Genomic DNA, 15344 nt, shown 5'->3' on the forward strand with positions numbered 1-15344 from the left:
GTCCGCTTCACATAGCGTGTTTCTTCATGTTTTTCCATTAGGATACTTTTTGTGTATCGCTATTTCAGGACGGGACACATCCTTAAAATAAAAGCCCTTTTTTATTCAACCATTTAAAAAAAATTTCAAGACTAAAGCAGCCTTTGTTTAAAACAAAAAAATCCCGACTAGTCGGGATTTTAATAATAAATAATACAATTCTATTTCAATTTCTTCTTAATTGCTACCTCATGGTAAGATTCAATAACATCTCTTTCCTCAATGTCATTATATCCCTTGATCTGAATTCCACAATCATAGCCTTTAGCAACCTCTTTAACATCATCTTTGAAACGTTTCAGTGCTATCAGTTCACCTGTATGCACCACCACACCATCTCTAATGATTCTCATTTTAGCACTTCTGGAAATTTTACCGTCCATTACCATACAACCCGCAATTGAACCAACTTTAGAGATTTTGAATATCTCTCTGATCTCCGCAGTACCCAGAATCTCTTCTTTCATTTCCGGAGCTAACATCCCTTCCATGGCATCTTTCAAGTCATCAATTGCAGCATAAATAATAGAATAGTAACGGATATCGATTTCTTCTTTATCTGCTAATTGTCTTGCGTTTCCAGCAGGACGAACATTGAATCCGATGATGATTGCATCCGATGCCGAAGCCAACATTACGTCAGTTTCTGTAATTGCACCAACCCCTTTATGAATAATATTAATTTGAATTTCTTCGGTAGATAATTTAGAGAACGAATCAGACAATGCTTCAACAGAACCATCCACATCTCCCTTAAGGATAATATTTAATTCTTTAAATTGACCCAATGCTATTCTTCGTCCAATTTCATCCAATGTAATGTGTCGTTGTGTACGTACAGACTGCTCACGCATCAATTGAGAACGTTTTGAAGCAATTTGTTTGGCTTCTTTTTCATCTTCAAAAATATTGAACTTATCCCCTGCAGTGGCTGCTCCATCAAGACCCAGAACAGAAACCGGAGTTGAAGGTCCCGCAACTGTAACTATATTCCCTCTTTCATCATGCATGGCTTTTATCTTACCATGATGCTTCCCTGCTAACATATAATCACCAACTCGTAACGTTCCGTGCTGTACTAATATAGTAGAAACATATCCTTTTCCTTTATCAAGAAATGCTTCAACCACTGTACCTTGAGCCGCTTTATTTGGATTTGATTTTAAATCTAAAAGTTCTGCTTCTAACAATACCTTCTCTAATAATTCTTTGACACCTGTACCAACTTTCGCCGAGATATCATGAGATTGAATTTTTCCACCCCAATCTTCTACTAGTAAATTCATACCCGCTAATCTTTCTTTTACTTTTTCAGGATTGGCATTTGGCTTATCAATTTTATTAATGGCAAATATAATAGGAACACCTGCTGCTTGAGCATGACTGATCGCTTCTTTCGTTTGTGGCATGATGTCATCATCCGCAGCAATCACAATAATTGCAATATCCGTAACTTGAGCACCACGCGCGCGCATCGCTGTAAAAGCTTCGTGACCCGGTGTATCTAAGAATGCAATTTTTTGTCCGTTATCCAAAGTTACTCCGTAGGCACCAATATGTTGTGTAATTCCTCCAGACTCCCCTGCGATTACGTTTTCTTTACGAACGTAATCCAGTAACGATGTTTTACCGTGATCGACGTGACCCATAACCGTAACAATAGGCGCTCTGAAAACCAAATCTTCCTCTTTATCAGCAACTACCTGAATGGCCTCTTCAATATCTACCGTGATAAATTCAACTTCATAACCAAACTCATCCGCAACAATTGTCAATGTTTCCGCATCAAGACGCTGATTCATCGTAACCATGATTCCAAGCGACATACAAGTTCCAATAACTTTTGTAATTGGCACATCCATCATGATAGCAATTTCACCAACGGTAACAAATTCAGTAACCTTAATCGTTTTACTTCCTTCGTCTATAGCTCTTTGCTCGTCATCTGATTTTTGACGATGCGTATCTCTCTTATCTCTTCTATATTTAGCAGCTTTAGATTTACCTCCTTTTCCTTGAAGTTTTTCTAAAGTCTCTCTAATTTGGTTTTTTACTTCTTCTTCCGTAGGCTCTACTTTAGCAACAATCGCAGGCCTGTTTCCTCTTACGAAACCAGGTCTTGCACTTCTGTTAGCATTAAATCCGCCACCACCAACATTTGGCGTAATCTTGTTAGGATTTGGCGCTCCCGGAACTCCTGGAACTGCAGGCGGCCTTGGAGCTCCCGGTTTAGGAGCAATCCTTTTACGCTTATTTTTATTTGCATTAGCATTAGCCGCAGCCGATCCTGGAGCACCCGGTTTATTAGGAGTGATTTTAGGTTCTTCTTTTTTCTTTTTTGGTTTGTTGAATTGTGACAAATCAATGACCTGTCCTGTCAAAGTAGTTCCTGATAATTTTTGATATTGCGTTGTGATGGTTTCATCAACAGGCACGTCATCAGTTTTAGCGATTTCCGTTTTCGCTACCTCTTTTGGTTCAGCAGGGACTGCTTTTACAGTCTCTTTTTTTACCTCTTTAATTCCAACAACCGGTTTTATCTCTTTTTTATCTGAAACAGGTTTTTCTTCTAAAGATTTTTCTGGCGACCGTTTTTCTGTTGAAGCTTCTTTTTGAATTGCTTTCCCCTCCGCTACTTTAGCAACTGGAGTCTCCACTTTTTCAATCGCCTTCGCAGGAGGAACGATGGAAGGTTTTTTAGGATTAAGATCAATCTTACCTACCTGAACAGGACCCGCTATAACTGCTCTCGCCTTTATCACTTCTTGCTGTTTCAGACGCTCTTCCTCAATCTTACGTTTGTCTTCGATTTCTTTCTCTCGTTCTAAACGCAAAGCCTCTTTTTCTTTTCTTTTTTCTTCCCCAACTTCTTTCGAAGCTTCTTTATTCCCTTTGTCACCTGCAAATTGACCGCACAAGACATTGTATACATCATCAGAAATTTTTGTGTTTGGGTTTGCTTCAATAGCTATCCCTTTATCTTTTAGATAATCCACAGCTCTTTCCAAAGAAATATTCAATTCCCTTAAAACTTTGTTTATTCTAATAATTCTCTCTTCAGACATAAAACCTTTTTATTATTACCTTTTTTGTTATTCCTCACTTTACTCCCGACTCGATACCTACCGAGCAAGAATTAATTGTAAAATGGCATGTTTATCGTTGAAGATTTAATGACTAACTATCAAATTCTTCTTTCAATATTCTCATTACATCCAGAATCGTTTCCTCTTCCAGATCTGTTCTTCGTACTAAATCTTCTACATCTTGCTTTAAGATACTTTTTGCAGTATCCAATCCAATTTTTGCAAATTCTTCAATAACCCAGTCTTCAATTTCATCTGAAAACTCTGTTAATTCAACATCATCATCATCAGCGGTAGCACCAGCAACATCACCTTCACGAATAACGTCTAATTCATAGCCCGTTAGTAAGCCCGCTAATTTGATATTGTGTCCCCCACGACCAATTGCTTTTGAAACCTCTTCAAGCTTCAAGAAAACCTCTGCTCTTTTAGTCTCTTCATTAATCTTGATTGAAGATACTTTTGCAGGGCTTAATGCTCTTGTGATAAACAATTGAATGTTGCTTGTATAATTGATAACATCTATATTTTCATTACCTAATTCACGTACGATTCCATGAATACGAGACCCTTTCATACCCACACAGGCACCCACAGGATCTATTCTGTCGTCATAAGAATCAACAGCTACTTTTGCTTTTTCGCCAGGTATTCTAACCACTTTCTTTACCATGATTAAACCATCAAATACTTCTGGAATTTCTTGCTCAAACAATTTTTCCAAGAATTTCTCTGAAGTTCTAGACATAATAATTTGAGGTTTATTTCCCTTCAACTCAACGCTTTCAATTATCCCTCTTACATTATCTCCCTTGCGGAAAAAATCAGAAGGTATTTGTTTTTCTTTTGGCAAAATAATTTCATTGCCTTCATCATCAACTAAAATCACAACTCTTGGACGCACGTGGTGCACTTCAGCGGTGTAAATATCTCCTATTAAATCTTTAAACTGCTTGTAAAGATTGGTGTTATCGTGTTCATGAATTTTAGAAATCAAATTCTGACGCAAAGCTAAAATTGCTCTTCTTCCTAAATCAATTAATTTAACTTCTTCAGAAACCTCTTCTCCAATTTCAAAATCAGGCTCTATTTTTCTAGCTTCAGTCAATGTAATTTCAAGGTGATCAAAATCCAAGTCTTCATCCGCAACAATTACTCTTCTTTGCCAAATCTCCATATCTCCTTTATCAGGATTTATAATGATATCGAAATTATCATCTGAACCGTATTTTTTTTTCAATGCATTTCTAAATACATCTTCTAAAATTGCCATAAGCGTTACACGATCAATAAGTTTATCATCTTTAAACTCTGAGAATGAATCGATCAATGCTAAATTTTCCATGCGAATTCTTTAATTAAAATGTTACTGTAACAATTGCTTCTTTAATGTCTCCGTAAGGTAGTTTAAGTTCTTTTTGAACGGTCTCCTTCCCTTTACCTATCTTTTTTGGCTCTCTTGCTTCCCATGACAAAATTACAAAATCATCATTAGCTTCCACTAATTCCGCTTCAATTATTTCTGCTCCAGTCTTCACAATCAATGTACGCCCTATATTTTTCTTGTATTGTCTGATCAATTTCAATGGAGATCCTACTCCTACCGAAGCCACTTCTAAAGAAAAATCCTGCTCCTCACGGTCCAGGTTATTGTCTAGGGAACGGCTCACATCAATACAATCCTGAAGCGCCACTCCATTATCCCCATCCAAGGTCACAATAACCTTAAAAGCATCCGTGATAATCAGGTCTATCAAAAAAATTGACGGCTTCTCCACCAGGCCTTCTGCCAATAACGTGCTTACTTTTTCTTTAAATGTCATACTCTTATAAAAAGAGGGGACATTTAGTCCCCTCATTATCTAGATTTTAATAAACAACGGTGCAAATATAGTGTTTTTTTTTATAAACCAAAATAATCGATTGCTCTAAAATAATTTCTTATCTTTAATGAACTATTCAAAACAACAGTTTTACCATAATTTAATACGCTGTAATTATGAAACGTATTTTAGTCCCAACCGATTTTTCTGATCATGCCGGAAACGCTCTAAAAGTGGCTGCTGTAATTGCAAGAAAAAACAAGTGTGAAATATTCCTATTGCATTTGTTAGAACTCCCAAACCACATGAATGACTCTGTTACTGGAGCAGACATTACTCCGGCGCTTATGTTGTTCATCAAAAAAGTTAACGAAAACCTTCAAAAAATAAAAGAACAGCCCTATTTGAAAGGAATTCCGGTACATGTCTCTGTACAATTTGAAAAAGCTTTTAGCGGTATTTTATCCTTTAACAAAAAGAATAAAATTGATTTAATCGTTATGGGCTCTCATGGCACTTCAGGCATTGAAGAAATCATTATTGGCTCTAATACTGAAAAAGTGGTCCGACTCTCCGAAATTCCAGTTTTAGTTATAAAAAAAGATGTAGGTAAATTAAAATTTAAAAATTTCGTCTTTGCCTCTGATTTTTCAAAAGAAGCTAAAAAGCCTTTTAAAAAAATGATGGAGTTCGCGAAGATCTTTGATGCCAATTTGTTTTTAGTCATGATTTGCACTCCCAATAGTTTTAAGACCACTCTTGCTGCCGAAAAGGTGATGGGCGCTTTTATGGCTGAATTTGATCTTCCAAACTACTCCTCACATCTATTTAATGATGCAAATATTGAAAGTGGAATAATCAATTTTTCAAAAACAATAGATGCTGATTTAATTGGCCTTTGCACTCATGGCAGAACTGGTTTAGCGCATTTTTTTAACGGAAGCATCAGTGAGGACTTAGTAAACCACACCACCAGACCTGTTATCACTTTTAGAATTTAACTCCTTTTGGCTTTGCAAAAACAACTAACCAACTTCATTCTCTTATCTCGAAAATCCCAACAAACACTACTCAGAATTTTATCTATAAAAAAACCTCTCAGGAATTGAGAGGTTTTTTGTTGGTCTACAAGGACTCGAACCTTGAACGACTGCACCAAAAACAGTTGTGTTACCATTACACCATAGACCAGCATTGCTGCTAAGCGAGTGCAAATTTAAAATAATATTTAGTTTGCACAAATTTTTTTTGTCTTTTTATTAAAAAAATAACAACAAAAAATAAAATCAGCTGCAAAGCATCTCAAAAGAGCTTTACAATCAATTGATTATTGAATTTTATTACTTTTCCAGAAAATAGTGTTAATGCTACTAGGGTTAAATAAAAAAACATTTTCTTTGTAACTTACATTTAAACTAAATTTTAATACATGGACAAAGGAACATTCAACTTCAATAAATGGAACACAATTATTGGTTGGTTAACATTTGGAATCGCATTATTAACTTACACTTTAACTGTTGAGCCTACTATGAGTTTTTGGGATTGTGGCGAATACATTTCCACCGCAGCAAAACTTCAAGTTGGCCACCCTCCGGGAGCTCCTTTATACCAGATGATTGGCGCTTTTTTTGCCATGTTTGCATCAGATGATCAACACATTGCCTTAATGGTAAATATGATGTCTGTATTCTCGAGTGCCTTTACTATTTTATTCCTTTTTTGGTCTTCGTCCATACTTCTAAAAAAATTGATTTCCCGATTTTCAGAGACTAACAGAAACAATGAAATCGTTATACTAGGAAGTTCATTTGTTGGTGCTTTAGCCTTCACCTTTTCAGATAGCTTTTGGTACAATGCTGTCGAGGCTGAGGTTTACGCCATGGCATCCTTGTTTATTGCCCTATTGTTTTGGCTGGGTTTACGCTGGGAGCAAGACATGAATACTCCAAGAGGAAATAAGTGGTTATTGATTATTTCTCTTGTTGTAGGACTTTCCTTTGGGGTTCACTTTATGGCATTACTAACAATTCCCGCAATAGGTTTTCTTTATTTTTTTAAAAACTATAAGGTAGTAACAGTTAAAAGTTTCCTTATTGCAAATGTTGTAGTAATTGCTATTTTGTTGTTTATTTTCAAATTGCTACTTCCTATGACCATGGGATTCTTTGGTAAAACAGAAGTTTTTATGGTCAATAGTTTAGGACTGCCGTTTGACTCGGGTACTGTGTTTGTTACAATAGCTTTGATTGCTTTCTTTTACTTTGGATTGAAATACACCAAACAAAAAGGGTTTGTGTTCTACAACACCATAATTCTTTGCATCCTTTTTATTTTAATTGGTTTCTCGACATGGATGATGCTACCCATTCGAGCAAATGCAAATACTGTAATCAATGAAAACAAACCGTCTGATGCCCGCGAAGTTTTAGCCTATTACAATAGAGAACAATATGGCGTAAATGCATTGTTCTATGGTCCACAATACACAGAGAATTTTGCCGGATTAGATGCCAATAATCCTTATTTAGACAAAGCACCCAATTATGAAAGAGATTATAAAACAGGGAAATATGTTATTGTCAATAATTATAAAAATGCTTCCCAAAATTCAGATGATAATCACAAAACCATTCTGCCAAGAATGTGGAGCGATGGACATATTGAAAATTACATGAATTTTACCAATCCGCCTCAATTCAAATTAAATCCTAATTATCCTTACGAGGATGATTTAGCAAAATACGGTATTGATGCCAGTCAGCTTAGTGAAGAAGATTATAATAAAGCGATTGCTCAACTCAAAAATGAAACTCAAAAAATAATTTCTGAATTCAGACAAGCCTACGCACAAAAACAAATTGACAACGAAGGATATGTCACCTTCCTAAAAAGTTATGGCGACTATTTGATTGTTGAAAAACCAACAACTGCGGACAATCTAGGTTTTATGGTAGAGTATCAATTTGGATACATGTATTGGAGGTACTTGATGTGGAATTTTGTTGGCCGTCAAAATGATGTTCAGGGACGATACGATTATCTGGATGGCAACTGGCTCAGTGGTATAAAATTCATTGATGAATTGCATTTAGGAAGTCAGGACAACTTACCATCGGATGTATTGAACAATAAAGGTCGGAATGTATATTTCTTTTTGCCTTTTATTCTGGGCCTTATTGGACTTATGTATCATGCCAATAAGGATTTAAAAAGCTTTTATGTTTTGCTTGCCTTGTTCCTTTTTACGGGAATAGCCCTGAAAATTTATTTGAACGAAAGACCTTTTGAACCTCGAGAAAGGGATTATGCACTGGTAGGCTCCTTTTATGTATTTGCCATCTGGATAGGCTTTGGTGTTTACGCCTTGTATGAAAGTGTCAAAAAACATCTCGCTCCAAAAATAGCTGGCCCTCTCCTTATCGCATTAAGTTTAGTAGCAGCACCAATGCTTATGGCGTCACAAAACTGGGATGACCACGACCGTTCCGGCAAATATACCGCCTTGTCTATGGCAAAAGCGTATCTTACCTCGTGTGACCCTAATGCCATTTTATTCACCATTGGAGACAATGACACTTTCCCGCTTTGGTACGCACAGGAAATTGAAAAAATAAGAACCGATGTCAAAATTGTAAACACCAGTTTATTCATGACGGACTGGTATATCGATCAAATGAAAACCAAAACATACGAATCAGACCCGGTACCGGTTTCATTTACACACGAGGAATATGTAGGAGATAAATTAGACTATGTAGCCCATATTCCAAAAATTGAAAGTCGCTGGGATATAAAAGATTTTATCGATTTTATTAAAAATCCAAAATCAACGGTAGGAATGCAAAACGGACAAACCATCCATTTTTACCCAACCAATAAGATTCGGATTCCCGTTGACAAAAATACGGTCATACAAAATAAAGTAGTATCCCCTAAATACAATGACGCTATAGTGTCTTATATTGATATCGACATCAAAGGGAATGCTTTGTACAAAAACAGATTAATGATGCTTGACATTGTTGCTAATAACAACTGGAAAAGACCCATTTATTTTAGCGGTGGTGCTTATGATAGCGAGGACTACCTCTGGATGAAAGAATATCTTCAACTCGAAGGTATGGTGTACAAACTAGTTCCAATAAAAACTCCAATGTCCAAAGATGGAAGTCCACTTGAAATGGGACAAATAGACACTGACAGAATGTATGCAAAGGTCATGAAATGGGATTGGGGAAATAGTGATAGTCCTTCTATTTATCATGATCCAGAAACCAGAAAAAATAGCATTACCTACCGAAACAATCTGTCAAGATTGATGAATCAGTTAATCCTGGAAGGACAGAAAGAAAAAGCCAAAAAAATCATTGATTTAGCTATGGCAAAAATGCCTTTGGACAGCTTTGGCTATTATTCATTAGTAGAACCTTTTGCGGGAGGCTATTATAAAACTGGCGAAAAAATAAAAGCCGAACAATTATTGGACCGATTAGTCTTTAAGTACCAAGAAAACCTCAACTATTATGGCAATCTTAAATCTTCTGAACAAAGCAGTATTGCAATTCCAATCATAACTGATATTGAGCGCTACAGAAGCCTCTTGCAAGTCATGAAAGAAAATGGCGATCTCGCATTTTACAATAAGAACAAAATTGTCTTCAATACGTACATCAAAATGTTTGAACGTTTTGGACGCGACAAGGAGTAATATTAAAGATCCATTAAAAAAATAGTGACATTGAAAAATGTCGCTATTTTTTTTAATTTTAAAATGAAAAAAATGAAATTGTATTGGACAAAGACCCATTCGATTATAAAAAAAATATTCTCTAATTATAGTTGGGATGTCTCCAATACAGGAAATACTGTATACCTTACCTTTGATGACGGCCCCATTCCAGAAGTTACAGAATGGGTTTTGGTGGAATTAAAAAAATACGGAATCAAAGCCACTTTTTTCTGTATTGGAAATAATATCGAAAAAAATTCTGAAATATTCAAAAAGGTGATTCGGGAAGGCCACACCATAGGAAACCACACTTTCAACCACTTAAATGGCTGGCAAACAACTACTGAGACGTACATCAAAAACACGAAACAAGCTCAAGAAGCGATTGAAAACCACACCCATCCAGACGCTAAACTTTTTCGCCCTCCGTATGGAAAAATAAAAAAATCGCAATCAAAAAAACTACAAAGACTAGGGTACAAAATAATTATGTGGGATGTCCTAAGTGCTGATTTTGATGCCACAATATCTAAAGAAAAATGCCTGAATAATGTGTTGTCAAATGTAAGACCGGGGAGTATTATTGTTTTTCACGACAGTATAAAAGCGTTCAAGAACCTACAATACGTGTTGCCAAAAACACTAGCTTATTTAAAAGAAAATAATTTTAAGTGCAACCCTTTATAAAAATATTACAATTGTTCCTGAACGAGACTAATTATCGTATTGGCGTCAAGTTCTCCGGACTGTCTCCAGATCATCTGACCTTGTTTATAGATCATCAACGTAGGCAACCCTTTGATCCGCAAAGCATCCACTAATTCTTGATTTTTATCCACGTCAATTTTAATGACTTTCGCTTTATCGCCAAGAGCCGCCGCTACATCTCTGATCACAGGATGCATTAAAACGGAGGATTCATTCCACTCCGTATAAAAGTCAATTAATACCGGAATTTTAGTATTTATAAGTTCTCCAAATTTTGACATAAAACCAAAAATTTAATTTTTAAAATTCACTAAACAGAGATGTTAATTTTACAAATGTAGCATTTTAAACGAATTCTGCTACATTAGTGCCTTTTTTTAGTTCGATGACCGTTATTTCCGGCATGATTCCTACTCTGCCAGGAAAGGCATGAAAACCAAATCCCCTATTGACATAAACGTATCTTCCCAGGTTTTCATATAAGCCGGCCCATTGTTTGTATACGTATTGCGCCAAACTCCATTTGAAATAACCGGGAATTTCGATTCCAAATTGCATTCCGTGTGTGTGCCCGGAAAGCGTAAGGTGGTAGTGTTTATCATCGTGCTGCACCACGTGCTCCCAATGGGAAGGGTCATGGCTCATCAAAATCTTGAAATCTTCTTTCTTTAACTGCCCTGAAGCCTTATTCAAATCTCCGGCCTGCTTGAAATTATGTCCCCAGTTTTCGACACCTACTAATGCTATTTTGGCATCTCCTTTCTCGATAAACGTATGCTCATTCAGCAATAAATCAAACCCAATTTCTCCGTATAAATTTTTTATTGCCTTAAAATTATCTGCTTTTGCGGCTTCACTTGGCCAGGTTACATATTCTCCGTAATCATGATTCCCCAAAACGGAATATTTGCCATATTCATGTTTCTTAATTCGGTTGAATGTTTCTATCCAAGGATGCATCTCTTTGGCGTGCGTATTGACAATATCTCCAGTAAACAGAATCATATCTGAATTTTGCTCATTTACCAAGTCAATCGCATAATTAATTTTTTCCGGGTCATCAAAGCTTCCACTATGAACATCGGATATTTGAGTAATTTTAAAACCATCAAAAGCATCCGGTAAATCCGGAAAAAAAATACGCTGCCTGATCACTTTGTAATTGTATTTCCCAATCGTGACTCCATATATCAAGGATAAAAACGGAACCGCCGCTAACCCTAATCCTATTTGACTGATAAACTTTCTTCTGGAATAAAGGAAATCAGTACTCTTGTCATAATCCACGAAAAAATTTAAGGCTCCAGCACCTACTCTAAAAATGTCTTCCCCTATTAAAATTAAGGCTAAAATTAATTTTGGAACATAAACAATAAGCAACAATCCCATACTAAACATGAATTGCTGGGTTTGTCCTACGCTACGGTCAAATTGCATTAAAGAATACACGATATATATTAAAACTAATAGGCTTATACCCTGAATTGAAAACAATATTAGTTTTGATTTTATCAAAGTTTTTAAGATCTGAAAAGTATACAGCTCAATAATAAGTAGAATTGAACACAAGAATACGACACGGAAAATCATTTTTAATCAAATTTTACACAAAATAACAAATTAAGAAAATAGTATGCGTTTTTATTAATCTAAATTTAACTAAAATTACATTAAATCAACTTGAAACAGCTTAGCTGAAATAGAAAACTTAATTTTAAATAAAAAGCAAAACCGTTATCGTACAAATTATTCGTACTTTATTTAATAAACAAGTTTAACAAATATAAAATCGCTGCACCTAAGCCCCTGTTTCTCCTATTTTATTTTAAAAAACATAGTGAAATTGATTTGAAGAAATATTTTATGCCTTTATCTGACAAGTTTTGTACTTTTGAAAACTTTACAAAAATTACAATTCATGTCACAACAAAAACGTCTGTTTCTTCTTGATGCCTATGCCCTAATCTTCAGAGGCTATTATGCTTTTATAAAAAATCCACGGATCAATTCTAAAGGAATGGATACATCCGCCATTATGGGTTTTATGAATTCATTGATGGATGTTATAAAAAGAGAAAAACCAGATCATTTAGCCGTTGCTTTTGACAATGGTGGCAGCCAGTTGAGAAATGACATCTTCCCGGAATACAAAGCCCATCGTGATGCTACTCCGGAAGCCATAAAAATTGCTATTCCTTATATCCAAGATTTACTGAAAGCCATGCATATTCCTATAATAGAAGTCAAAGGCTATGAGGCTGATGACCTAATTGGGACCATTGCCAAACAAGCCGAAAAACAAAATTATAAAGTTTTTATGGTCACCCCGGATAAGGATTTTGCACAACTTGTTTCTGAAAACATATTTATGTACAAACCTGCCCGAATGGGTAATGGAATAGAGATCTGGGGAATCCCGGAGGTTTTGGCCAAATTTGAAATTGAACGTCCGGATCAGGTAATCGATTTCCTTGGAATGATGGGTGATGCGGCGGATAATATTCCAGGACTTCCTGGGGTTGGTGAAGTTACTGCAAAGAAGTTTCTTAAAGAATTTGGAACCATGGAAAATCTTTTGGCCAATACAGATAAGCTGAAAGGAAAAATGAAAGAGAACATTGAGGCAAACAAGGAAAAAGGATTATTATCTAAAACCTTAGCTACAATTTTACTGGATTGTCCCGTTATTTTTGATGAAACGGACTATGAATTATCCACTCCTGATGTCGAAAAAACAGACGCACTGTTCAACGAGTTAGAATTCCGCCGAATGGCAGAGCAGTTTGACGCTATATTCAAAAAAGGAGCGACTGCGACAGCCAATAACCCGGTTGATGAAACTAAATTATATAAAAAAACACAACCTAAAACTGAAGAACAGTTTGATCTTTTTGGAAGTGCCATTCAGGAAGATTCATCAGAAGAAACACGCCATCAATATTATAGTTCACTAGCAAATACAGAACATTCGTATCAGATAATCCAAGGGGATTTAGGGCTGAAATTGCTGTTGCAAAATTTACAAAAACAAGCTTCCGTATGTTTTGACACCGAAACAACTGGTCTAGATGCTTTGCATGCCAAATTAGTGGGGATTTCGTTTTCTTTCGAAAAAGGAAAAGGATTCTATGTTCCTTTTCCGGAAAATCAAGAGGAAGCACAAGTTTTAATCGAGAAATTCATTCCTTTTTTCGAAAATGAAAACATCGAGAAAATTGGTCAGAATTTAAAATACGATTTAAAGATACTCTCTAATTACAAGGTTACCGTAAAAGGAAAACTATTCGATACCATGATTGCACATTATCTAATCAATCCGGATATGCGTCATAATATGGATATTTTGGCAGAAACATATTTAAAATATTCCCCGCAATCTATTGAAACTTTAATTGGAAAAAAAGGGAAAAACCAGAAATCAATGCGCGACGTTGAACTGGAAGAAATCAAAGAATATGCGGTTGAAGACGCTGATGTAACTTTGCAACTCAAGGAAATATTCACTTTAGAATTAGACAAAACCGGCACCAAAAAACTTTTTGAGGAAATCGAAATTCCATTGGTACCTGTTTTGGCCGCTATGGAAAAAGAAGGAATCCGTGTCGATGTCGATTTCTTGAAATCCCTGTCGAAAACCTTGGATGATGATATAAAGATATTGGAAGCAAATATTTATGAAATTGCCGGTGAAAAATTCAATCTCGCTTCCCCAAAACAACTGGGCGATGTATTATTTGACAAATTGAAAATTGGAGGAGCCAAACAAAAGAAAACCAAAACCGGTCAATACGCAACTGGAGAGGAAATCTTAAGCTATTTAGCCGCTGAAAACCCAATTGTAAAAGACATTCTGGATTGGCGGCAATTGATAAAGCTGCAAAACACGTATGTTGATGCTTTACCCAACCAAGTTGACAAAATCACGAACCGCATACACACCGATTATATGCAAACTGTTGCGGCAACAGGACGATTGAGTTCGAATAATCCCAACTTACAAAACATCCCGATTCGAACCGAACGTGGCCGACAAATCCGGAAAGCATTTGTGGCACGAGATGAAAATTACACATTGGTTTCTGCAGATTATTCCCAAATAGAATTGCGAGTAATTGCTGCATTAAGCGGTGAAGAAAACATGATCAAAGCCTTTCAGAATCACGAAGACATTCACAAATCTACTGCTTCAAAAGTCTTTAATGTTCCGCTGGAAGAAGTGACTCGCGAGCAACGAAGTCAGGCCAAAACGGTCAATTTCGGAATTATATATGGTGTTTCGGCTTTTGGATTGAGCAATCAAACTAACTTATCTCGGAAAGAGAGCGCTGATTTGATTGAAGCGTATTACCAAACCTATCCAAGATTAAAGTCGTACATTCAGGAACAAATAGATTTTGCAAGAGAGAATGGCTATGTACAAACAATACTGGGTCGTCGTCGTTATTTGAAAGATATTAATTCTCAAAACGCCATTGTTCGAGGTGGCGCAGAACGAAATGCGGTAAACGCACCAATTCAAGGCAGTGCTGCTGATATCATCAAAATTGCAATGATTAACATTCACGGAAAACTAACATCCGAAAACTGGAAAAGTAAAATGTTGCTACAGGTTCATGATGAGCTTGTGTTTGATGTGCATAATGATGAACTCGAAAAAATCAAACCGATGATAAAATATGAAATGGAACATGCTTTCAAGTTAAATGTTCCGCTAGAAGTAGATCTTGGCACTGGCAAAGATTGGCTGGAAGCGCATTAATAACTGCTTGAAATACCCCAGAAAGATTGCATCTAATAGTACAATTAGCGCTTTATTGCGGCAGTATTTCACTGTTTCATTCCTGATAAAACGAACAAAAAACAATTTATGAAAATAGCAAGATGACAAGATTGTTTTTTTTAAAAGAAAGAGAGGAACAGTAGAAATCAAGAGCCAGCTCTAAAAAGCGAATTTAA

9 protein-coding genes and 1 tRNA gene are annotated in these 15344 nt (G+C 36.0%); 4 read left to right on the forward strand and 6 right to left on the reverse strand.

Going from position 1 to position 15344, the window contains the following annotated elements; translation table 11 throughout:
* Nucleotides 1-200 precede the first annotated feature (200 nt).
* The 3 genes from infB to rimP all read right to left on the reverse strand — a co-directional run bounded on the left by infB (nt 201) and on the right by rimP (nt 4948).
* Complete coding sequence (gene infB, locus EKM02_RS07550; RefSeq protein ID WP_126453828.1) at nt 201-3104, reverse strand: translation initiation factor IF-2; 2904 nt, start codon at nt 3102-3104, stop codon at nt 201-203.
* Nucleotides 3105-3216: 112 nt separating this feature from the next.
* Nucleotides 3217-4470: a transcription termination factor NusA gene (nusA, locus tag EKM02_RS07555; protein WP_126453830.1), complete on the reverse strand. Its 1254-nt coding sequence runs from the start codon at nt 4468-4470 to the stop codon at nt 3217-3219.
* Between the two features lie 13 nt (nt 4471-4483).
* On the reverse strand, nt 4484-4948 hold the full coding sequence (gene rimP / locus EKM02_RS07560; RefSeq protein WP_126453982.1) for a ribosome assembly cofactor RimP: 465 nt from the start codon (nt 4946-4948) through the stop codon (nt 4484-4486).
* 176 nt (nt 4949-5124) lie between these two features.
* Between rimP and EKM02_RS07565 the strand changes: the two genes are divergently transcribed.
* Nucleotides 5125-5949 carry a universal stress protein gene (locus EKM02_RS07565; RefSeq protein WP_126453832.1) on the forward strand — a complete coding sequence of 275 codons (825 nt, stop codon included), beginning with the start codon at nt 5125-5127 and terminating at the stop codon, nt 5947-5949.
* Nucleotides 5950-6068: 119 nt separating this feature from the next.
* Here EKM02_RS07565 and EKM02_RS07570 read toward each other — a convergent pair.
* Nucleotides 6069-6139 (reverse strand) — tRNA-Gln (locus tag EKM02_RS07570).
* Between the two features lie 238 nt (nt 6140-6377).
* Here EKM02_RS07570 and EKM02_RS07575 point away from each other — a divergent pair.
* Nucleotides 6378-9659: a DUF2723 domain-containing protein gene (locus EKM02_RS07575; protein ID WP_126453834.1), complete on the forward strand. Its 3282-nt coding sequence runs from the start codon at nt 6378-6380 to the stop codon at nt 9657-9659.
* Between the two features lie 72 nt (nt 9660-9731).
* Nucleotides 9732-10367, forward strand: a complete 636-nt coding sequence (locus EKM02_RS07580) for a polysaccharide deacetylase family protein (protein WP_126453984.1) — start codon at nt 9732-9734, stop codon at nt 10365-10367.
* A gap of 5 nt (nt 10368-10372) precedes the next feature.
* Here EKM02_RS07580 and EKM02_RS07585 read toward each other — a convergent pair whose 3' ends face one another.
* Nucleotides 10373-10669 carry a thioredoxin family protein gene (locus tag EKM02_RS07585; RefSeq protein WP_126453836.1) on the reverse strand — a complete coding sequence of 99 codons (297 nt, stop codon included), beginning with the start codon at nt 10667-10669 and terminating at the stop codon, nt 10373-10375.
* 64 nt (nt 10670-10733) lie between these two features.
* Entirely contained in the window at nt 10734-11978 is a 1245-nt protein-coding gene (locus EKM02_RS07590) for a metallophosphoesterase (RefSeq protein ID WP_126453838.1), read from the reverse strand.
* Between the two features lie 328 nt (nt 11979-12306).
* On the opposite strand from EKM02_RS07590, the gene polA reads away from it, so the two are divergent.
* Nucleotides 12307-15147 carry a DNA polymerase I gene (polA, locus tag EKM02_RS07595; protein WP_126453840.1) on the forward strand — a complete coding sequence of 947 codons (2841 nt, stop codon included), beginning with the start codon at nt 12307-12309 and terminating at the stop codon, nt 15145-15147.
* Nucleotides 15148-15344 lie beyond the last annotated feature (197 nt).

The sequence above is a fragment of the Flavobacterium sp. RSP49 genome (assembly GCF_003968735.1).
Taxonomy (GTDB): Bacteria; Bacteroidota; Bacteroidia; order Flavobacteriales; family Flavobacteriaceae; genus Flavobacterium.